This window comes from Dictyobacter formicarum, assembly GCF_016587435.1.
In genome coordinates this window covers 35,263-58,387 of record NZ_BNJJ01000004.1, presented here as the reverse complement: position 1 = coordinate 58,387, position 23,125 = coordinate 35,263, and the positions used below count along the sequence as shown (strand labels likewise).

Annotated in this window: 15 protein-coding genes and 1 riboswitch; of the genes, 5 read left to right on the top strand and 10 right to left on the bottom strand. The window is 49.5% G+C overall.

Features of this window, described 5'->3' with window-relative positions:
- Positions 1–63: 63 nt before the first annotated feature.
- Both JMI88_RS07755 and JMI88_RS07750 read right to left on the bottom strand, forming a co-directional pair.
- Positions 64–330 carry a mersacidin/lichenicidin family type 2 lantibiotic gene (locus JMI88_RS07755; RefSeq protein WP_201361239.1) on the bottom strand — a complete coding sequence of 89 codons (267 nt, stop codon included), beginning with the start codon at positions 328–330 and terminating at the stop codon, positions 64–66.
- A 133-nt stretch (positions 331–463) separates the two neighbouring features.
- Entirely contained in the window at positions 464–3,757 is a 3,294-nt protein-coding gene (locus JMI88_RS07750; protein ID WP_201361238.1) for a type 2 lanthipeptide synthetase LanM family protein, read from the bottom strand.
- 346 nt (positions 3,758–4,103) lie between these two features.
- Between JMI88_RS07750 and JMI88_RS07745 the strand changes: the two genes are divergently transcribed.
- Positions 4,104–7,103 carry an NACHT domain-containing protein gene (locus tag JMI88_RS07745; RefSeq protein ID WP_201361237.1) on the top strand — a complete coding sequence of 1,000 codons (3,000 nt, stop codon included), beginning with the start codon at positions 4,104–4,106 and terminating at the stop codon, positions 7,101–7,103.
- A 134-nt stretch (positions 7,104–7,237) separates the two neighbouring features.
- On the opposite strand, the gene JMI88_RS07740 is transcribed toward JMI88_RS07745, so the two are convergent.
- Positions 7,238–8,911, bottom strand: coding sequence for a sensor histidine kinase (locus JMI88_RS07740; RefSeq protein WP_201361236.1), 1,674 nt, complete (start codon positions 8,909–8,911; stop codon positions 7,238–7,240).
- Positions 8,912–8,943: 32 nt separating this feature from the next.
- The gene (locus tag JMI88_RS07735; RefSeq protein ID WP_201361235.1) at positions 8,944–9,654 is read right to left on the bottom strand and encodes a response regulator transcription factor; all 711 of its coding nucleotides are present in this window, start codon (positions 9,652–9,654) and stop codon (positions 8,944–8,946) included.
- 310 nt (positions 9,655–9,964) lie between these two features.
- Between JMI88_RS07735 and JMI88_RS07730 the strand changes: the two genes are divergently transcribed.
- On the top strand, positions 9,965–10,519 hold the full coding sequence (locus JMI88_RS07730) for a Dps family protein (RefSeq protein ID WP_201361234.1): 555 nt from the start codon (positions 9,965–9,967) through the stop codon (positions 10,517–10,519).
- A gap of 383 nt (positions 10,520–10,902) precedes the next feature.
- A complete protein-coding gene (locus tag JMI88_RS07725; protein ID WP_201361233.1) occupies positions 10,903–12,036 on the top strand; it encodes a potassium channel family protein in 1,134 nt (377 codons plus the stop codon).
- A 52-nt stretch (positions 12,037–12,088) separates the two neighbouring features.
- On the opposite strand, the gene JMI88_RS07720 is transcribed toward JMI88_RS07725, so the two are convergent.
- Both JMI88_RS07720 and JMI88_RS07715 read right to left on the bottom strand, forming a co-directional pair.
- A complete protein-coding gene (locus JMI88_RS07720; protein WP_201361232.1) occupies positions 12,089–13,120 on the bottom strand; it encodes a ribonucleotide-diphosphate reductase subunit beta in 1,032 nt (343 codons plus the stop codon).
- A gap of 28 nt (positions 13,121–13,148) precedes the next feature.
- Positions 13,149–15,602 carry a ribonucleoside-diphosphate reductase subunit alpha gene (locus JMI88_RS07715; protein WP_201361231.1) on the bottom strand — a complete coding sequence of 818 codons (2,454 nt, stop codon included), beginning with the start codon at positions 15,600–15,602 and terminating at the stop codon, positions 13,149–13,151.
- Between the two features lie 145 nt (positions 15,603–15,747).
- Positions 15,748–15,892: riboswitch (cobalamin riboswitch) on the bottom strand.
- Positions 15,893–16,366: 474 nt separating this feature from the next.
- Here JMI88_RS07715 and JMI88_RS07710 point away from each other — a divergent pair.
- A complete protein-coding gene (locus JMI88_RS07710; protein ID WP_201361230.1) occupies positions 16,367–16,846 on the top strand; it encodes a GNAT family N-acetyltransferase in 480 nt (159 codons plus the stop codon).
- 52 nt (positions 16,847–16,898) lie between these two features.
- On the opposite strand, the gene JMI88_RS07705 is transcribed toward JMI88_RS07710, so the two are convergent.
- The 4 genes from JMI88_RS07705 to JMI88_RS07690 all read right to left on the bottom strand — a co-directional run bounded on the left by JMI88_RS07705 (position 16,899) and on the right by JMI88_RS07690 (position 21,238).
- Positions 16,899–18,164, bottom strand: a complete 1,266-nt coding sequence (locus JMI88_RS07705; RefSeq protein ID WP_201361229.1) for an MFS transporter — start codon at positions 18,162–18,164, stop codon at positions 16,899–16,901.
- A 330-nt stretch (positions 18,165–18,494) separates the two neighbouring features.
- Entirely contained in the window at positions 18,495–19,430 is a 936-nt protein-coding gene (locus tag JMI88_RS07700) for a HEAT repeat domain-containing protein (RefSeq protein ID WP_201361228.1), read from the bottom strand.
- 119 nt (positions 19,431–19,549) lie between these two features.
- Positions 19,550–20,443, bottom strand: coding sequence for an alkaline phosphatase family protein (locus JMI88_RS07695; RefSeq protein WP_201361227.1), 894 nt, complete (start codon positions 20,441–20,443; stop codon positions 19,550–19,552).
- 114 nt (positions 20,444–20,557) lie between these two features.
- On the bottom strand, positions 20,558–21,238 hold the full coding sequence (locus JMI88_RS07690) for a DedA family protein (RefSeq protein ID WP_201361226.1): 681 nt from the start codon (positions 21,236–21,238) through the stop codon (positions 20,558–20,560).
- A 529-nt stretch (positions 21,239–21,767) separates the two neighbouring features.
- Here JMI88_RS07690 and murA point away from each other — a divergent pair.
- Positions 21,768–23,066, top strand: coding sequence for a UDP-N-acetylglucosamine 1-carboxyvinyltransferase (gene murA, locus JMI88_RS07685; RefSeq protein ID WP_373323798.1), 1,299 nt, complete (start codon positions 21,768–21,770; stop codon positions 23,064–23,066).
- Positions 23,067–23,125: the final 59 nt, after the last annotated feature.

Below are 23,125 nucleotides of genomic sequence, written 5' to 3'. Positions count from 1 at the left end.
AAAGTGAACAGTGCCAACACATCTAATACATTGATCTCTGTAATAGATCGCCACTGCCGCATTTTAACAACACGGCCCGAATGTAAAACAATACGAAGATTTCAGACAGTCAGCCGAACAGCCGAGCGAAAATTGTTGGTCATGTGAGCGATCAAGACCGATACCAATGCCAAGGCCGATACCATCTCCGCCACAGATCGTCGCCAGGTCGGCATCAATCAGCTCAATCTCGCCCGCCGGATTGGCAGGTAGTTGCGCCAATTCAGCGGGCCCCAGACTGCGGCGATATGCTTCATCCGTCCAGGCGCGCACAACATCTACAGAAGACATAGGAACATCCTTTCCGCATGGAAACAAAAAAAACTTATTTCCAACATTACAACATATAGGCTACATTACATACAACGAAAGGCCTCAAAGCCAGACACAAGAAAGAAATGCATCGACACCCGTACAATAAACCCTATTCGGGCATCGTACGCACAGGAGGAGCCAGGAGAAGCAGATTCGGCACGACTTGAGGTTGCGCCAAACGCAACAATTCGTAACCGATACCAGCCAGCCCCAGCATCATCCCAGGAGTCTCGACACCGAGAGGAAGACCACTCACCCAACCAGTGCGCTCACCACATTCAAGCAGCATTGCAGTCAGTTGAGTAAGTGGCTCCAAATATTGAGTCATGCCCAGACGTTGTGTCGCAGTCAGGAGCAATTCCAGGTTGCCCAGATCCCCATGACAAAGCGAATGATTAAAACCAAATCCCTCCTTCAGAGTCGTTTTGAGAGCTATATCCACTTCCTGACGTAATATGGCATTATCGTCATAGCGCAATAGCTCCATCCGACTCAAGCCCAGACCAGCCGCGCCATGGCACCAGGCGACAACAAAACGTGATGCAGCGTTTGCTAACGACTGATCAGCACCAACCGGCGCAGGCCGCAAATCGGGCCAGTTGTTGTGGGCACTAGAAAACAATTGACGCTCAAAAGAGAGCAAGGCAGAAGCAGCTATACGAAATCTCTCTTGCTGGCAAACAACGGATAGCTTCACCAGACTCAGAGCCATGCCAGCGGCGCCATGTGCATATCCGGTTAACAGGCCTTTTTGGAGCAAAACTGCTACCGGAATAGCTGGTGAGTTCAGATCCAGCGCTTGTAGCAGATGATCACCACAACGAATGGCGTTCGCCAGCACACGTGCTGTAGGCAGTACCGAATATAAGCTCATCAGAGCTAACAAGCAGCCGGCCGAACCATGCACAACATCGAGCTGTTGATCGTGCTCAATCAATAGCTCTATCTGTTCAAGCACGCGCTCCACCCCTGTCACCAACCAGGGCTCATTCCAAAGCGCAAGCAGATGGGAGAAAAGGTATAGCAGTGATCCCCAGCCACCAAAAGCGCCCACGCCCTGCATCAAAAGTTGTGAAGATGATGACGGTTCCAACTGCTGACACAGGGAGAAAACAATAGCGCGGGCCATAGCGGTCGATTCTGCATGCGCTTCGCATTCTCCCAGGTAAGCTAGAAAAAAGGCCAGGCCCGCAAGGCCATTGTATAAATCATAGCCAACGGCACCGATATACCACTCACGATGCAAGCCTGGCGATAAACTTAACCAACTAAACGCAGAGTCATGGCGAAATGAAAGGGTATCCAAGCGGCGCCCAATCGACCTGGCAGCCGCCCGCAAACGCTCAGGGGTAGCAGGAGCGGTAGGAGCGTGCAATTGCAGGGTTGGAGGCTGAAAATGGAGCTCCTGCTCCGTAATAGAAGCCAGCGAAGCCTGAATGATCCAGACTTGCCGCATCAAGTCAGTATCATCCAATTTCTGTAAGCGCTGCACGGCCATATCCATACCGCTATGCGAGCAGAAAGCCGTCATCTGTTCTCCCCGGCTAGTATAAAGATCATAGCTAGAAACCCGCGTCAGGAAAAAAGGTATATCACCTGAAAGGAGATCCGCCTGTTCAGCAGCAATGACACTGGCCATATGCGGCTGTTGAAGTGTAATCGCCCATAAACGATCCATATAGCGATAGAGATCAAGCGCATCGCGTAACACATCCGGATGAAAGCTTTCCTGTAACACCAGGCTATAGGCCATAGTTGGCCTTAAAATCACTCGTATCTCGTCACGCGCAAAGCGCGGCAACACAGCGCGCAACAACTCTTCGCGGCAGGCAACCAGCAGTCGATACATAGAGACAAAACCAAACACAATACAGTGCTGATAGGAACAGAGGTCTACCGACCGACCTTGCAAACGCGGGCGATTCTGGCGGCCTCCCAGCGTTGCAAAATCGCGAATGACGCGCATCTGATCCGTACCCACGTGAGCCCACATCGGCATCGCCACCGGGACCACCTGCCCCTGTAGATCGCTCATGCCACTCATATCCATACCGGGCACCTGCTCATTAGACCAGAAGCGATAGGGCAGCAAACCCACCGAAAGGACAGACGACTGCAGCGCCTCATCGACATCAGTCCAGGTGGATGCCGCGTCCTTCTGTTGACGGATACGTGGGCAAAACAACGCCTCTAAATCAACTAATACTGGCTGCTCGCCAGCAGCCACCAGATTTTCCGCATGGACATCGGTCGCTGATAACATATACAAGAGAGCCAGGTATGCTCCTTGTCGAATATAGAAACGCTCAACCTGTTCTGGTTCACTACAATCATGGGCTTCAATAAACTCGGACCATCCATATGTACCTTTATCCAGCAAACATAATAAGCGGAACGGAGGCAACTTACTTCTCACATTCAGCCACTGTAGTAATGCTTGAAAATGAGTATCAATCGACAGGGACCTGGGTTTATAGACCAGGCGCAACCCGGAATGAAACCGCAAAAGGAAAACGCTTCTGCCACCTCGGTGGACATCTCCTGTCCCGCTTAACACCTCAACCAGAAAACCGGGATCAGTTTCGGGAGAAAAGAGCGCGCGAATTTCTTTCCAATCGGCGCACAGGCGCTGCAGGAACTCCAGCGAAGTTTCACGCCACTGATCGAGATGGGCCATCAACTGACGAGCCAGAACCGGATATCTGGTCAGAATCGAAAGCATAACCTGTGGCTGACTACACCAATCCGCGAAAAAAGCGAAGCGCTCCTCAGGCGTCTCACCCCGCAAACGTCCCTCCAGGCGCATCACATTTAGCTCAAGAGCCAGCACTTTACTTACCTTAAGCAGCAGTTGACCGGGTAGGTGTTGGAACAGCTGAGTCATCACAACCAGGGGCTCGAACGGAGGGTTTTGCTGACGCTGTAATAGAATTTGTACTTCTACATAGACGCGCTTCCAGGCGCTACGTAAGAGGGGGCGAACCGCATGAACGAGTAAGTCAATTCCTTCTTCTCTCCGCATAGGTGGAAGAGGACACGGCATGTCCTTATCATCCATGGAGAAAGCCTGCATCAACTTATCTAACCAGATCAAATCGCCCGAAAATCGCTGCTGTACTGCTTCAATAGGTTCAGCCAGCAGATAGAGGAGATCTTCTTCCGAGAGCCCATCGATAGCCAGGCGCTGAGCAAACTGGCTTCCCTGTTGAAAAGCTGGCAGTTCCTGCCACCAGCGCAACTTACTCGCCGCCAGATCAGTATTGAGATGATCAGAGGCGACCCTTTTCTTATCATCTGTTTGCCATAAAGCAATGCGCTCAGGCAACGTAAGGGCGCGATACCAGGAAGCTGGAATTACCTGCCGCGGTATGCCAACCGTTGTTTTATGCCCCTCTCCTATCATCGCTTCACATCCCCTTTGAAAAGATCACTACTACATGTTACAGTATAATTTCTAGTAAAATTCTTTTTCAACATGCTTTAAGTGATCAATACAATCCTGGCCTTTTGAATACACTATACAATGATTCAAAACGGTTTCATAAGTGAGTAGGAATATTATACCAGATATACAAGATATAAAAGTGCTATCATATAGGAAAGATAGGACCAACAAAGACTTAACAACGGTCAGCATGCTATAATGATTTTGCATCGTTCAATGAGTGCGTAAAAAACAAACACTGTATAGCAGAAGGGCACAGGGTGGAGGAACACCTCAAGGGCAATGTGTAAGGAGGAAGAAAGGGATGGGAAAAGAAATTTGTCCAAGAGAAATGATAGCACCAAACCACAAACTTAAACAAGAAAGAGAGCGACGCTGCTGGACGCTTGAAGACGTTGCCAGGTATATCAATCACCTACAAGATTTCGGGCCAGGCAAACCTGATCCAATCATCGTGGAATACTGGGAGCAAGGGATACTCTTACCGACCCCGCGCTACTGCCGGGCACTATGCACCATCTTTCAAATGGATGCCTACGCGCTCGGGCTCGTCTCTCCCTTACAAAATGCACCAGTATATAACAGACCTGGCGTGGAAGAAGATATTTACAAGACCATAGCGGGCGGTGAAGAGACGCTGCTGCGAACACCTGGCGACAGACAAAAAACAGCGATGCCATTCACCGGACTATTGGGGCAGTATTCACAGCATGCAAGCAGAGCATCCAGTATCCAGGATCAGACCATAATCCCCCAGAATGAGAAGACACCACTATATTATCCAGCAAGTATTAATAATACAGTATTCAGGAATATAAAAACCGCTCGCCATCCGCAGGAAAAAAATAATCGCCTGCATTTACTCAAGCGTGTCAGGCGCTTCTGGATTACTGATGTGCTCGAACATTCACTGCATCACTCTACTCTGATCGAATTAGGATTACAGACACGGCCAGATGCATTGATTAACCCCTGGCATCTTTTACAGGAGTCGGCCCAGGCCAAAAGAACGCTACCCGCGCAGACCTCAATTACGCAGGTCTATGACGAAGCCGACGGCGCCCTCCTCATACTGGGAGAGCCCGGCGCAGGCAAGACCACACTTCTGCTGGAACTGACGCGCCACCTGCTCAACCGGGCCGAACAAGACGAAAATCATCTATTGCCCGTCGTTTTCAATCTCTCCTCATGGGCAGCCAGGCGCCTTTCCTTGCGTGACTGGTTAATCGATGAGCTACACGATAAATATCAGGTGCCACGCAAAGTAGGACAGAATTGGATCGACACCGAAGGCATCCTGCTGTTATTGGACGGACTTGATGAAGTCAGCGCCATCCATCGGGCAGCCTGCATTGATGCCATCAATGCTTTTCGCCAGAAACACGGCCTGGTGCCAATAGTGGTATGCAGCCGCAGCGCGGAATACCACACATTATCGACGCAACTGAGCCTGCAAATGGCAGTGGTTATACAGCCATTGACCCCACGGCAAATCGAACAGTACCTCAAAAACGTTGGCAAGCCCCTGGAAGCCCTGAGAGTCGCGCTCCAACAGGACTTCTATCTACAAGAGCTGGCCACTACGCCCCTGATGCTCAGTGTGCTTGCACTGGCCTATCACGGCATGCCACTGGACGAGATTCTGCAAAATGACACCATGGAGAACAAGCGGCAACAGATTTTCGCCACCTATGTGCAACGCATGTTAACTCGCCGTGGAACGTCAACCAGCCATCCACCCACCCAGACCATTCAATGGCTGGCCTATCTCGCCCGGCAAATGAAGCGGCAAAATCAAAGCGTCTTTTACATTGAACATATCCAACCAGACTGGCTAGAAGAACCGCGTACGCAACGCATCTATGAACGCCTGGCGATACAACTGATTGGCAGCTGCGTTGGCGTCTTGATCAGTCTGGTCGTCAGCCTGCTCTTTCTAGGCAGCTTAACTGTAACGATACGCACTATCTATGGCTTAATGGGAGGATTGCTGGGCGGTCTATTGAGTGGCAGAACACTTGAGCCGCTACCAGAATTAACAACGCCACCGATCAGGCAAGGCTGGACAGGCTGGTTGTATCAGCTCATCAGCCACGGACCAGCCCGCAATGGCCTGAGTATAACCCTGATTACCATCCTCGTTCCCGGAGGCTATACCTGGCACGATCCACTAAAAGGCATCATCATTGGGGGGGCCCTTGGTCTCACCAGCACGCTCTTAAGTATTTTACTGGCGCCGGTAGCCAACAACAACGGCAAACGTAGAACCTATAATTTAATCAAACAAAGTATCTTGATTGGCACATTAATCGGCCTGAGCACCGGACTCAGCTTTGGCTTCCTGATCGGACCAATCATTGGTATTGGCTTCGGCTCAATCATTGGTATTAGCTTTGGCCTGATTTCATTACTCCTCCTTCTCTTTTTCTCACAAAGGAGTCCGACTATCCAGCTAACCGAGATCATTACCTGGCATCCAAGAAACTTGCTCAAAGGACTGCTCAGTACACGTTATATAAAACAGAGCCTGCTGGTAAGTGGTTTAGTCGGACTGAGCATCGGTCTGAGCAACGCCTTAATCTTTGGCCCCAGTGTAGCGCTAGCGCGCAGCTTGAGCTTCGAACTCAAGAATCTCCTCGCCCTGGGCAATGTCGCCGAGCTTATTTATCGCGCCCTGGTCGGCCTCGGCTTCGGACTAAGTACAGGATTGAGTATTGGACTGAGCTATGGATTTATTTTGGGATTGTTAAACGGCCTTTCTAATCACAAACTAGAGGAACATCGTCGCCTGACACCAAATCAAGGTATTGGCCGTTCAGCACGCAATGGATTAATTGTAGGACTCATTTGCACGTGTGCCACCTGGAGTATACAGATCTTAATGTTACTCGTTTTTACGCGATCCTACTATTTGTTAAGCCAGGGTCTGGGGATGATGTTAAGCAACGAATCAAGTCAACAACTCAATATATTGCTCGATGAAGGTGTCAACGAGGTATTGAACTTTGGCTTACACAATGCACTCTACATCGGGCCATCCTGCGGTTTGCTGGTCGGGCTCTTAATTGGCGGCTGGGCCTGCATCCAACATATAGTCCTACGCGTCCTTCTCTGGCGTAGCGAAGCCATGCCACGGAATTATGCAAAGTTTCTTGATTTTGCGACCGAACGTATTCTCTTACGCAAAGTGGGTGGAGGATACATCTTTGTGCATAGGCTATTATTGGACTACTTCGCAGCCATGGTCCCACGGCCCCTGGCCGAGCCAGTTGAGGAGATCAAAGAACACATCCATTGCCCTTAAGAGAGCCTCCGTTTCCCATGGCTATGGGAAACGTAACGATCCTTTTGGGAGCGATTTGACTCGATACATAACGTTATTATTGTTTCTTTTTCGAGCGTGAAGGGTAAAAGCGCCCACAAGGGGCGCACCTACTATCAAGGCAATGGGAGAGGGCGTGTTTTGACGGATGGTTCATGTACAAAAATGTCTCTAACAGTCATATCATCGGGAGCCTGGGCACGGGGAAAACAAATCGTAAAGCAAGATCCCTGTCCAGGCACGCTTTCAACCGCCACCGAGCCGCCCATTGCCTCGGATAGTTCCTTCACAATAGCCAGACCCAGACCGGTCCCACTGCCATATTGAGCATTTGAGGCCCGATAAAAACGGTCCCAGATTTTGGTGATATCTTCTGGTGCAATACCTTCACCAGTATCTTTCACCTGCAAAATCACCTGCTGCGCATTCGCATGGGCAGCAACCGCAATAATACCACCGGGAGACGTATGCCGTATACCATTATGGATTAAATTATGCAAGATTTGTTCCAGCCGATCACGATCCACCAGAGCATATGGAAAAGCCGGGCTGATAGGAGCCACTTCCGCCACTACCTCAACACGACTACCCCGCCACGCGATAGGAGCAATCATCTCTACCACGCGCGTAACCAATAACTCGATATTGGTTGGCTCACAGCGCATCTCCAGGCGACCAACCTCGGCACGAGACAGCATAAACAGATCATTGATTAATGACTGCAGACGTATAGTCTGCTGCTCAATCGTCTGCATATCTTGCTTCAAAGTAGCTGGAGGCTGATCCTGCTGCCAGTTCGCCAGACTAGACTCCAGGTAACTACGAACAGTAGCCACCGGAGTGCGCAGTTCATGAGAAACACTGGCAATGAGCTCCCGGCGCGCATTGAGGAGCGTCTGTACATTATCGCGCTCCTCTTTCAGCTCAAGCATGGTACGCTCAAGGGCTGAAGCCATCGCATTAAAGTCAGCCTGCAGATGAGCAATTTCATCTTCACCCTCAACATTCACACGAATGCTGTAATTTCCACCGCGCAGCATACTGGTCGCCTGAGCGAGCTGCTCGATACGCCTGGTTATACGACGTGTAAAGATGTAAGAGGACAGAATAGATGGCGGCAAGACACAGGCCACCGTAAAGACGGTACACATAAACATGATAAACAGAAAGGAAATGATCAAATAGAGAGGCCTGGTATCTGTAAAAAGCGTACCGGCATCCAGCACCAGAAGTAGAAATACGATCACGACACTGATAAAGCCAGCGCCGATAACCACCACCATTAAATGCGAATGTGTGACCGCCCAGCGCAAACGCTTCAGGCGCAAGCGATCCCAAAACCCCAGCATGTGTAACACAATACGTAATGAGAAAAAGCCAATGCAACCCAATAAAGCAATGGCAATGAGGGGAAGCTTATTTTGCGGATTTGCAATGACCAGAGCGATAAAGTTAAACTGATGAAATAGCCAGAGAAAAAACAAAGCACTGAAGAAGAGTTCAAATAACAAAACACCAGCTACTTCAATCTCGACCAATAGCTGATGCCAGACGGTACGATGAGCCGGGCGTAGGTGCCAGCGAAAAGCCAGCCAGAGAAGCGAAAACAGGATGTAGAGCGTGAAAAACTGGGCCACAGCATTGATCGCAGGCTTGTGGCTTTCAGTGAGCGGTGAGAGCGCCGGCATTATCAGCGCTATAGCACTCTGAATAATCAGCATCTCTAGCAAAGAGCGCCAGACAAATGCACGCAAAAAGATGTTCCGCCGCCATGCTTGTTTACTCATCATAGAACACCAGATATTCTTTAACTTATATGCTTTTAAGAGCGTTCCAGACCGTCTTGTCTCAAACGATAACCGACACCCCAGACAGTCTCGATAGCATCCCCAACCTTACCTAATTTCTTACGCAAACGCAGCACCACATTATCCACCGAGCGATCCCCTCCAACATACGTCTCGCTCCAGATTGTCTCGATTAGATAGGCGCGACTAAAAGCACGGCCGGGACTGCGCAACAACAACTGCAATAAATTAAATTCAGTAGGGCTCAAATCTAATAAGGTTCCATCCAATGTTGCCACATGCGTCTGGGGATTAAGCCGGAGCGGGCCCTGCACCAGCATGGCAGCAGCATCGCTGCGATCAGCATTCAATGTCTGCAAAATCAACTCATTGCGGCGTAAAAGCGCGCGTACACGCGCAATTAACTCACGCACGCTAAATGGCTTCGTCAAATAGTCATCCGCCCCTACCTCCAGACCAACCACACGATCCGCTTCTTCGCTGCGCGCCGTCAACATCAACACAGGCGTTGAAGCTACCTGCCTGATCTGCCTCAGTACATCCAAACCATTCAATCCAGGCAACATCCAGTCCAGAATCACCAGGTCTATCTGCGAGCTTTTATGAACTTTGACCGCATTGAGGCCATCGCTGGCATGTAGCGTTGAATAGCCGGAGGCAGCCAGTTCACGCAAAACAACCTGAGCCAGATCAGCTTCATCTTCAACCAGCAATATTGTTGTCATCTATACTCTCTCTATTTTTTACCTGTTGTAGTTAATACAATTATAGCCGCAAAGCGCCGGTTGATAAACTCCTGCACACCATCTCGCGCGGCTATTTCCAAATATTGCGACAAAATTGCGACAATCTAGCGATACCTATCAGCAGTTGTCACCCATCTCATTTCAAAGCCGTGTAATGAACAGCGTGTCGCAAACCGCCATCAAGAGAAGGTAAACCCATCAGAAGGGATCACATTTATATAGAGCATTAGCTGGACAGGAAATTTTAAGCCATGCAATGGTCTTATGATATTGAGAAAGGGTCAAACTGATGACAACGAAAGATAAGTCAACCGCCAGGCATACAACGGCCCAGTATAAAGCGAGCGCGGCCCAACTTGCTACAGTGACAGACTTAACGTCAGAAGAGGTACAGGCCGTAACCACCGTTCTCAATCCGCTAATCGCGGACGCGTTTGCTCTTTACACAAAAACCAAGAATTTTCACTGGCACCTGTCTGGCTCACATTTCCGCGATTATCACCTCCTGTTCGATGAGCAAGCGGAAGACATATTGGAATCAATCGATGTGATGGCGGAACGGGTCAGGCGCATCGGCGGCACCACGATCCGTAGTATCAAGCATATTAGCCAGCTACAAACTATTCAAGATGACAACGATGAATTCGTACCGCCTGGTGAAATGGCTAAACGTTTAATGAATGATAACACGCATTCGGCACAAATGCTGCGCGCAGCAATCGAAATTGTAGAACGCAATCACGATAGCGCGACCGCCAACGCACTGGAAGATTTACTAAATCAAGCCGAGCGCCGCAAGTGGTTCCTGTTTGAAATCGTACAGGGACAAGATAACACTGGCTAAATCATTGAAAAGCAGCAGTCAAACCTCTTCTTTACCAGTGGCACCAGCATCATCCCCGGCTTGCCAGCGAGGAAGCCGGGGATGATTGCGTCACCCAGGTTAACAAATGGAGATCATAGGCGGCTCGCCCCAATCCGACGCGAAACTGTGGAGCCGCGATAGCTATCAGGCTACGCTAGAACATACTGTCTTTACTATAAAAGACGATCCGCAATGCTCAAAAACCCCTGCCTGACATCACAAAGTGATCTCACTTGAGTAGCTAGACAACGCATCATGGAGATGAATACAATACATATGACAGATTGAGCTAGTCAGGCTGATTGAACAGACTGAACAAAGATGTGAGCAAATAACTCAAACAGTGTAAACGAGGACAACTTATGCGGATTATTGCAATCATTATTGGCATATTACTTATTCTGGTGATTGCGCAAGATGGTTTTGAGACCGTGATCCTTCCCAGGCGCGTGGCACGAAAGTTTCGCCTGGCACGGCTTTTTTACAGTACTACATGGCAATTGTGGTCGAGCCTGGCACGTAAAATGCGCCCGAATGGTCGGCGCGGGCAATTTTTAAGTTACTATGGCCCCCTCTCCCTGCTTCTCCTCCTGGCTGTGTGGGCGTCTGGATTTGTCTTTAGTTTTGCCTTGCTTCAATGGGGGCTCAACTCACCGCTCCATTCACCCGATACATCAATATCCTTCGCCACCTATGTATACATGAGCGGCACAACATTTGTGACGCTTGGATTGGGTGATGTCATTCCACTCTCCAGTATGGGCAGGGGATTAGTAGCCATAGAAGCAGGATTTGGGCTGGCCTTCCTGGCATTGATTATCGGATATCTGCCCGTAATCTACCAGGCCTTTTCCCGCCGCGAAACCAATATTACGCTGCTGGATGCACGTGCAGGCTCACCTCCAGGAGCGCTGGAACTGCTCAAACGGCACGCGAACAGCAATTATCCAGACGAATTATTACAATTCATGCGCGAATGGGAAAAATGGTGCGCAGACCTGCTAGAAAGCCATATCTCGTATCCAGTCCTGACCTATTACCGCTCGCAACATGAGCGCCAATCCTGGTTGGGAGCCCTCACAACCGTGTTAGATGTCAGCGCACTGGCCCTGGTTGGCATTGAAAACCTGCCTGTCAAACCCATGAAATTCGCCTTCGCCGTTGCCCGCCACGCAGCTGTCGACCTGGCACAAACCTATGGCACCCCACCAATCAGGAACGCCAAAAGGTTATCCTCGGAAGATTTCGTCGAGCTGCGTGAGCAGCTAGCCGAAGCTGGATTAGTTTTCAAGCATGAAGAAAGCGCCGAGCGCCGCCTGGCGGAGATTCGCAGTACCTACGAACCATTCCTGATTTCCCTCTCCGAGCATCTGCTGATGCCGCTCCCCGAGTGGGTACCACAGGGAGAACGTGTTGACGACTGGCAAACCAGTGCCTGGGATCATTTCCTGCCATCAACTCCCGAGGCAATTGACCGCGCCATGCGTGGCAATTAAAAAAGCAGCGAGTTCTACTTTCCGTAGAACTCGCCAGTGTTCCTCATATTGTCTAATCCCAGCGCAGTGTAGAAGCGGCCTGATATTCAGTCACTCTGGTTTCAAAGAAATTCTTCTCTTTGCTCAAATCAATGGTCTCGCTCATCCAGGGAAAAGGATGGGGAGCATGATACTGCGCTGGCAGGCCAATACGCTCCAAACGCCGATCAGCGATATGCTGAACATAATGTTGAAACGCCCCGGGCTGCAAACCCAAGATGCCCTGCGGCAAACAATCTTGCGCATAAGCAATCTCTAGCTCCACCGCTTCTTGAATCAGAGCCAGGATATGTTGTTGAAAAGCAGAGGTCCAGATTTCAGGCTTTTCAGCTTTAATGCCATTGATTAGATCAATACCGAAGTTGAGATGGATAGTCTCATCGCGCAAGATATACTGAAACTGCTCACCAATGCCGGTCATTTTATTGCGACGATGAAACGATAAAATCATTGCGAATCCGCTATAAAAAAAGATACCCTCCATGATCACATAATAGCCGATCAGATTTTTCAAGAAAGTTTGAGCACCCTCCAGCGTTTCCGTCGCAAAATGCGGATCCAGTAGCGCCGCTGTCAAATTCATTTCGAAGGCATCCTTACGCGCGATAGCTGGAATGGCATGATACATTGTAAAAACTTCGCGCTCATTGAGTCCCAGGCTCTCAACGATATAGAGAAAAGCGTGCGAATGGACCGCCTCTTCAAAAGCCTGGCGCAACAAGTACTGTCGGCATTCGGCATTGGTAATATGCTTAAAAATAGCCAGAACCAGGTTATTGCCTACCAGGCTTTCAGCGGTAGCAAAAAAGCCCAGATTACGCATAATTACCAGTCGTTCAGCCTCGGTCAGGGAATGGCTGCGCCAGGTCTCGATATCCTTATTCATAGGTACTTCATTGGGCATCCAATGGTTGGCGCAGGCATTCAGATAGTGCTCCCAGGCCCAATGATACTTCAGGGGCAGCAGTTGATTAACGGTCACCTGCTTGCCGTTCAACAACTGTTTCTGTTCCGTCAACGACCTATCCTCAAACAAAGAATTCATTTTCAATCCTCTTTTCCAGCCACAAAATTTACTGGCATGCCTCGCACTGATCATCAAGTGAGCAGGCAAGTGGTTTAGCTGCAGATTCACGTGTCACCTGAATAGTGCTAGAAGGGCTGCTATGCTTCATCCAGCGCGGCTGAATACCCCAGCGGTTAACGTCGATAGTCGATTTTTCGATCTGTGTAGCGGCTACAGTACGCAAATAGTAGGTCGTTTTTAATCCTTTACGCCAGGCCAGGGTATAGATATCGTGCAGTTTCTTGCCGCCTGGCTCGACCAGATAGAGATTCAGCGACTGACCCATATCGATCCATTTTTGACGTCGGCTAGCGCACTCAATCAGCCAGGTAGCATCGATTTCAAACGCGGTCCGATAGCGCTGCCTGAGCTCTGAGGGCAACTGCGTCATCACTGCCAGCGAGCCATCATAATACTTCAACATTTCAAGCATCTCAGCGTCCCACAGTCCCGCTTTCTTCAGGTCATTCACCAGAAAAGTATTAATAGTAGTGAATTCACCGGAGAGATTGCTCTTGACATACAAATTTTTGTACTCCGGTTCAATTGATTGGCTGACACCAACGATGGTGGAGATAGTGGCGGTGGGAGCAATGGCCAGCACGTTACTATTGCGCATACCATGCTGCTGGATAGCGGCGCGCACAACCTGCCAATCCAGATGCGAGGTACGATTCATCTCAAGCGGCTCGCCACGCTCCTGCTCCAGTAGAGCAATGCTATCCAGGGGTAACAGGCCACGCTGCCATTTAGATCCCTGATAGCTGGAATAGCAACCACGCTCCGCCGCCAGTTCAGTAGAAGCTAAGAAGGCATAATAGGAGATAGCCTCCATACTTTGATCAGCGATTTCAACCGCTGCCTGGCTGGCATAGCTGATTCCTAGCTGGAAGAGAGCATCCTGAAAACCCATCAAGCCCAGGCCAATCGGACGATGACGCAGATTGGCCTGGTGTGCCTCTGGAGTGGGATAATAGTTAAGATCGATCACATTATCCAGCATACGCACCGCGGTAGAAATAGTCGCACGCAAACGAGGCAGATCCAACTGTCCAGCGGCAAGATGGGCCGCCAGATTGAGCGAACCAAGATTACAAACAGCTGTCTCATCCTGTGAAGTATTCAGTAGAATCTCGGTACACAGATTGCTACTATGAATCACACCAGCATGATCCTGGGTAGAGCGCACATTGGCCGCATCCTTCCAGGTCAGCCAGGGATGTCCCGTCTCAAACAGCCGGGTCAGCATCTTGCGCCACAGGTCCAGCGCAGGCAAACGTCTGAACTGCTTTAGCTGTCCACTATCCGCCAGCTGCTCATACTCACGATAACGTCGGGTGAAAGCCTCCCCATAGAGCTCATGCAGATCAGGCACCTCATCAGGACTAAATAGTGTCCATTGCTCGCCCTGCTGCACGCGGCGCATAAACTCATCAGAGATCCAGCAGGCCGTATTCATATCATGAGTGCGACGCCGCTCATCGCCGGTATTGCGGCGCAGATCCAGGAAATCCTCAATATCCAGGTGCCAGTTCTCCAGGTAAGCACAGACGGCTCCTTTGCGCTTGCCACCTTGATTGACCGCTACTGCAGTATCATTCACCACCTTGAGGAACGGGATAATGCCCTGGCTGGTACCATTAGTACCGTTGATATGAGAACCGGACGCCCGTATGTTTGTCCAATCGTTACCAAGTCCACCGGCCCATTTTGAAAGCAAGGCATTGTCCTGTATACTTTTAAAGATATGCCACAGATCGTCCTGCACCGTAGTCAGATAGCAGGATGAAAGTTGAGGATGGCATGTACCAGCATTAAAGAGCGTAGGCGTAGCGGGAGTGAAATAAAATTGCGAAATCAGCTCATAAAACTCAATCGCCCGCAATTCTTTCTGCTCTTCATGCAGGGCCAGGCCCATAGCCACGCGCATCCAGAGCAACTGGGGTAGCTCAAAGCGCAGGCCATCGTGCTGCAAAAGATAACGATCATATAGAGTCTGCAAGCCAGGATAAGCAAAGAGCAGATCACGCTCGGGCTTGATCGCGCTGGCAAGCACGGAGAGATCAAAGTCGGCCAGGCGAGGATCGAGCAGCAGCGTTTCAACGCCGCGCCGCACATAGGCTGCGAAATAGCCAGCATAGAGAGCAAAGGAGTCCTGCAGCCCCGGTTGAAGCTCGCCAGGAGTTAATAGCGAGTTATAAAGAGAGAGCAACAGGAAGCGAGCCGCCACAAACGTGTAGGCGGGCTCCAACTCAATAGAAGCTCGCGCAGACATCACCAGAGCCTGCCAGACCTCATCCCGTGAGGCCCCCGGATAGATATTAGCCTGCACACTGGCTAACAGGTGCGCTTCATCCACGTCAGGAGCGAGATCGCGACACGCCTCAGCGATAAGCGCAAGCACATCAAGAGCAGTCGATGGCATCGCCATAGTTGACTCAGAAAATCGGCTTGAAGCCATAAAACATACCTCCACAGACAACAAAAAAACCTGTTCCCCAGGCGAGAACAGGCCGACAGGCAAAAAGGCGAAACGTGTCTGGCGAGTATGCGCAAGCAAAGCAGACAAAGGCCCCTGCTGGTCTTACCCTTTCACGCGAAGGGATCAATCCATAGCATCACAGGTGGGCATTCGGGCTTGGCGGATCAAACATCCACGCCTTACCGTTGCGCGACAGCGCCGGAATCACACCGGACTTCCCCCATTTTAGCTAGACCACGACAGTCTAACCCTATGAGCTTTTCTCTATTGTATTGCGATAGTGCACAACATGTAGTACTTACAAGTGCAACAGTACCATATGTTGATTCAAAAAGTCAAGCCATTAACCTGGCCAGGCCAGAGCTTTCCACATTTTCCTTTTGACGCCGACGGTGGGGTTGGGGCGAGATGCTTCAAAATTGATAATTTCTGGGATATTGACAGAAGTGCTTATCTCGGGGTAAGCTTGTTGACGAAAGCAGAACAATAAAGGAAAGAACAGAGAGATGGATCTCATCTACATCAAACACTATAACTCCTGTATAAGTTGCCTCGAAACCTCTACGCAGATACGAGGTTTATTTCTGCACTTCGCCATATAATCTCACTTCGACCAACCTCACTACTAGAAATTTTCTTTGAATAGATACATAAGCCATACAAATACCCTCAATGCTAAAGGAGTTAGCACGTGGAAATTGCAACAACTATTATCGATATGGCAGCTTTTCAGGTTCGCACCAATGACCGAACAGGATGTGCGTCTCATAACTCGGTGGCACTATGAGGAACCATATGCAATCTATAACTTGAGCGCCAATTCAAATGATAATTTAGTGGAAATGCTGGACCCACGCAGTCCGCACTATACGATCAAGGATGAGCAAGGGCAATTGATTGGCTTTGCCAGCTTTGGCACCTCCGCCCTGGTCTGGTCGAGTGCCATACCAGCCATTTACGACGAGGACCAGACGATTGCCATTGGCCTGGGAATGCGACCAGATTTAACCGGCAAGGGTCTGGGGGCAGAATTCGTGGCAGCCATACTGGCGTTTGTCAAAGAGCGCTTTGCTCCGAAACAGGTTCGTCTTTTTGTATTGCCATTCAATCAGCGGGCCATTCGAGTGTATGAAAAGGTGGGATTCAAGCAGACAGGAAGCTATATACAGAGAAGCGAACTCTATGGCGAGCGAGAATTTATAGAAATGAAGCGTAGCTTATAGTGCTGACAGGTGGCAAGGTATAAATTATTCTGTCACCTGTCATTTATATTGGTTATGCAGGGTCCATAACCAGATCTGCATTATCTGCGGCCACCTCTACCTCTAAAACCTCTTCGCATACTATGGCCAGTGAGTTCATTTGACCGGTCGCACGAGCAGCCAGCACCACAAACACGCCAACCAGCACGAACAGGGCCAGAATAATGCTGTAAGCGCGCCACAGCCCCATAATGTCCGCCAGGCGTCCCAGCACCAGGGGCGAACAGAACATAGCCAGTCCACCACCAAATGCTGCACGGGCACTGGCCAGGTCAGCGTACTGTGGAATACGATTGGCCGAAGCCGAGAAGGTAAACGGAAAGAGATTACAGATGCCTAGACCAGCCACGAACAATCCAATTACATGCAGAGGAATTGATGGGCCGAGCCAGAAAAGGATAAAGCCCAGCATCGCCACTATCAGCATGGGCAAGAGCAATTTTTCGACGGCAATGCGCTGTGTCAGGCGACTGCCAATAAAACGACCAATCACGGCGGCCAGGAAAAACAGGCTCATGAGCGTCGCGGCGCTTGTGCGCTCGATGCCGGCCACGTTGATTAAGTAGCCAGAGCCCCAGAAAGAGACGCTCCACTCAGCGGCCACTCCCATCACCATAGCAAGCCAGTAAAGCCAGAAAGCGCCTGGCACCTTAACACGTCCACGGGCCTCTTGCCTACGTACAAACGATCGGGCTTCGGGCACCGGAATCTTGAAAAAGAAGAGGGCCAGTAGCAACACGATAACCATTGGAACAAAGAGCATAGTGCGCCAGCCAGCCCCAATCAGCACCATGCCACCCAGGCAGATAGGAGCCAGTCCAGCCCCCAGGCTGGCCACCATATTGGCTTCAGTAATCGCCGTCGCCCGATGCTCTCCATGATGATCGGATAAAGAAGCCTGGATCGTTATCATCAAAAAGGTACCCAGCAAGCCAATCACAAACATACTAAAAATACTGACTACAGGATGATGGCTAAACAAGACCAGCAAGGCACCGGCCAGCAGACCAAAGGCGCCGCCCCAGAACGTCAGTCGGCGCCCCCAGCGACCAGCCACACGATCTGCCAGCAGGCCAGCCACAATCATGCCAAGCGCCATACCACTCATGTGCAGGCTATCAATGGTATAGTTGAGGTGCATCTCCGTATGCAAAAATGGGACCAGCGGGCCAGGTGAAACCTGCAAATACGCAAAGCTAGCCAGCAAGGCATAAGCAAGCAAAGTAAAACGATCGCGCACAAACGGCTGGCGCCAGGCGGATAGGGTAGTATTTTTCATATCTCTCTTTTTGCCGTTTCAAACAAGTAGGAGATGGAGAGAGGGGATAAGTACAAGCAATTCAATGCAGAAGAAGGAGCATCCATTGCTCCTCAATGGTATATATCCTCAGAACTATCTTCCAATTCCACTTCTTACACGAAATAAAGATGGCACATTGTGCATGTATTATATAGAAAGTTTATAGAGCCTTTTTAAGCTGCTCACATGCATAGACGGTTTGCTGCATTATATAGTAACCAATTTTGAAATGGGTCCCGGCATAATAACCCTTCTATTTCCTGGCTTTCAAATTTTCAAAATAGAAGGGAGTCAAAAAATATAAATGATCTATAAGTTCTCGGCCACAGCTTCAACGGCTTTGATAATTTCTAGCTGACGCAAAGCAGCAATGACCGCCATACGCATAATTGGTTCGGGATCTGTACGATATCTACTGAGTGTGTCGATAGCCCGAGGATCACCAAGTTGTCCTAGAGCGACGGCAGCGCGCCAGCGCATCTCATTGGCATCATCAGCTACAGAGTCTGTTATGACGGCAAGCAGAAATGGAACGGCGCACTTATCGCCTAAATGGCCCAGGGCTTCGATAGAGAGCGCCCGCACCTCATCATCCTCAAGTGGATCCTGCAAAAGCGCAATCAGCGAATCCACCGCCTGCGTAGCACCCAGGCGATCCAGAGACTCAACAATAAATATACGTCGACATGGTATCTGATCTTGTTGCAACAACGAGCACAGAGGCTCAATTGCTCGCCGATCGCCAAGTAATCCTAGAGCTTTGATAGCGCTACCGCGAGTCTCGAAATCAGGATCGGTAAGCAATGCAATTAAAGGCAAAACGGCGCGCCGATCGCCCAGATCACCCAGAGCGCAAGCAGCCGCGCGACGAATTAAGGGCTCACCATCATGCAGAAGATTTAGCAATGGCTCAACCGCGCGTGTATCGCCAAAACTACCCAGGGAGAGAGCAATGACGGCACGCGTCTGCTCATCCCTCCTCTCGATGGCCGCAATCAACGGCTCAACCGCGCATGCATCATTCAACTCCCTCAATGCAGACACAACACTTGAGACAACGTTTACATCCATCTTATTACCCTTGTGTTCATTTGAAGCCGAAAGTACAGCAATGAGCGGCTCAATAATCTGAGCAGCATTCACCGCCATACTGAAAAATACGGCTGTATCCCGTATAGGATCAGCCGTATTTTTCAATTCTAAAGGAGTTTTTTCCGGCCCAGATAGAAATGTAATCTTATTCATACCCTACCCCTTATTTTTAATATATTGCCTCACCTTCCTTTATTTTACTTGAAAAGTGAGATTTCTTGTCTCAAAATTTCATAAAGAAATGAGAAAAAAGATTAAATAGAGGGAAAAAATTAGCGCCAGACATCCGTGATCGATGGCACGGTAGCGCTTTGATTGATGGGGGGAAGCTTATACATATCTTCCAGGGTGCGAAGCAAATTATAGTGGTTAACATTTTCATTATATCGACCAGGTTTGACCATCGAGCCGCTCATAAGAGTCAGAACCTGATTGACATCGGAGCCATCATCTTCATCCCAGGTAACAATCAGCAGGCTATTATGCGTGTTGGCCCAGCGAGCATAGCCATCAAGATTATCTTTGAGCCACGTATCACCTGCCGCGATCGAAGCGGAATGCATATCATGGACCTGGTTCGGAATCACAAATGAAACGGTGGGAAGCTGGCTATAATCGGTGGGAAATTGAGTGTAAGGTACATTACTGCCCGCTGGAACATTAGTAAAATTTACCCAGGGATTGTGCTTACGTGCGTAGAGGGCATCCAGGGAATCAGGAGCAGCGCATCCTGTATAAGCTGCAGATGGCATACTATCGGAATAGCCCTTAAAGCTGAGATGGGCGTTAAGCAGCGACTGACCTAGATTTGGACCAGAAAATGTATTGGGGCAAGCATCACTGGTGACACCCTGTGTAGAACCCGAGTAAAGCGCCAGGTAATTAGGCTGGCTTGGATGCGTTTCAGCATGGAAATTAGTAAAAACGGCGCCATTACTAGTCAACGAATTAATATAAGGAGCCTCGGCAGAGCCGATAATATCAGAATAGTTATGATTCTCTTCAACAACAATCACCACATGATCAGGACGAGGGAGCTTAGTCTGAGCAATCAAAGCCTGTGACGCAGTCTCTCCAGGTTTGAAGAAAAAAAGGCTAGCGAGCAGAGCGCCGGCCACCAATACAACCACACATACCAGTACAACCGCGAAAATACGCACTTTCATCCTTACTCTCCTGATCCAACAACCACGCTAAAATAAGTTATTTACACGACGATATCATAATCCAGATAAACTATCCTCCTTGTATATAACGCGTCTGCAACTTAAATAGGGGACTTAGCGGAGCGAATGTTCTTTAGGCTTATCGACAGTTTCGGGAGTCGCAATGCTATGTGTAATACGCTTTTTGACGAAGATAACGACGCCGATAGTAATGATAACGACAATAGCAAATCCTGCCCAGCCTACAGTTCTAGCCACCGCTTCAACCTGATCAAAATGCTCGTGAAAATAACGTCCAGCAATATAACCAAGCAAACCGACATAAGTGGCCCAGACAATACCACCCAGACCATTATAAAACATGAATGTACGCCATTCCATACGATTCACGCCAGCCAGAAACGCCGAAAAGATACGCAAAATGGAGATAAAACGTCCAAAGAAAACCGTCTTGGCGCCATGACGCTGAAAAAAACGCTCTGCATGGTCCAGGTGTTCGAGCCTGATAAACAAATAACGACCAAAGCGGCCAACAAAGGCCCGGCCGCCGGTACGGCCGATATAATAGCCAATATTGTCGCCCATAATCGCGCCAAAGGCCGCACAAGCAATGACGATTGGAATTTGTAACTTATCATCTGTAGCAGCATAAAATGAGGCCAGCAATAGCATGGTTTCACCTGGTATTGGAATGCCGATACACTCAATCATGATAAACAATGCAATAGCGGGATATCCAATTATATGTAAAGCGTCTTGCAATGCCTGCAGCGAAATCAGGGATGCCAACAACATACTCATCAACTCCTTATCCATTTGACCAATAGCCTGCACTTCTTATGCTGCTTCCAATTGCCAGAAAATAAAAGTTATTCAGATCTATTATAGTATACATTTCAGTGCTGCCTGCGGGAGCACTGGGGGAAGGAAGTGCCCGGGGGCGCAGCCCCCGGAGCCCCCAGTCAAGGGGCTTGCCGCCCCTTGCATCCCCGCTTTTGGCATGAGGCGGCATCAGGGGGTCTCAGGGGGTGAAGCCCCTGAAAAACCTATATCTGTATAGGGCTGTCACTCTCTATTAAAGGCGATGTAGTACTTTCTGTCTAATGACTTGTAAAAAGGGCGTTTTTTCTGCTGATCGATCTTTAAAAGCGGAGAAAATCATCTTTTTCTATTTATTTACGACTTGTTTACCCATAAGGTTGTCGTCAGATGGGACCACTACTAGGCCTTTATACTGGGATTCTCATTTAACTCCTAACGATATGATATGCTAAATACGCATAGATTATGCATATACATTAAAGGGGATTCTAATTCTATGTCGATACGCCAACCAGTTCGCTATCACGTGCGCGGCGGACAACGCCTTGAAGGAACGGTTATTATTCAAGGGGCCAAAAATGCCGCATTACCAATTATTGCCGCCTCTCTGCTCGCCAAAAGAGGGCAGACCATCTTGCATAATGTTCCGTTGATCAACGACGTTTATGTGGCCATCGAGATTGCTCGCGCGCTAGGCGCCAAAATAAAGTTACATGAAGAAGAGCAGGTGATGGTCATTGATGCCTCAAACATCACATCCAGCGCTTTACCGCCAGAGCTGACCAATCTGATCCGGGGCTCAGTACTCTTCTTACCGCCTGTAATGATGCGCACAGGCCAGGTAAGCATTGAGAAGGTGGGAGGCTGTAACCTGGGCAAGCGCAGCCTAGATTTCCATTATCGTGGTTTTGTGCGCCTGGGAGCTGAAGTGGTAGAAGATGAACAGGCCATTTCAGTATATATGGAGAAACCCAAAGGTGCCTATCTTTACTTAGATACACCCAGCCACACAGGAACAGAAAATCTGATGGCTGCGGCATGTCTGGCTGAAGGAACAACTATCATCGAGAATGCCGCTCTGGAGCCTGAGATCGCCAATGTCGCCAATTTCTTAAACTTAATGGGAGCAAAAATCTCTGGCGTTGGCACAGGCGTCATCCAGATCGAAGGGGTTAAAGAGCTTTCAGCCGTTGAATATACCATCATGCCTGACCGCATCGACGCCGGAACAATGGCCATTATGGCGGCCGCCACTCAGGGTGATGTAGCACTGATTGGTGCAAATCTGCGCCACTTCGGTGTTGTACGCGCCAAACTAGAGCAGATGGGTGTAGAGCTCCAGGAAGATGGACCCGTCATTCGCGTACAACGCCGTGGTGCCCTACGTCCTGTCAACGTGATCACGTGGCCGTTTCCAGGCTACCCAACCGACCTGCAATCGCCACTGATGGCCCTGGCCTGTCTGGCCTCAGGTACCTCATACATCCGTGAAACGCTGTTTGACCAGCGCTTTGGCGTCGCCAACGATCTCAACAATATGGGTGCAAAAATCAAGCTCGAAGATGGCTCAGCCGTCATAGCGGGTCCCACGCAATTTACGGGAGCCACCGTGTGGGCACACGACTTGCGTGCCGGTAGCGCGCTGATCATCGCAGGCTCGGTAGCTGAAGGAGAAACCATCATCGACAACGCCCAGATGATCGAACGCGGCTATAGCTCAATTATTCGCCGCCTGACACGTCTGGGGCTGCAAATCGAAGAAGAACGCATAAAAGAAGCCGTTCTCCAGGATTCCCTTTAATACTGCAATCAAAAAGCGATCTCTGATATATATAAGCTCAGAGGTCACTTTTTGATTAC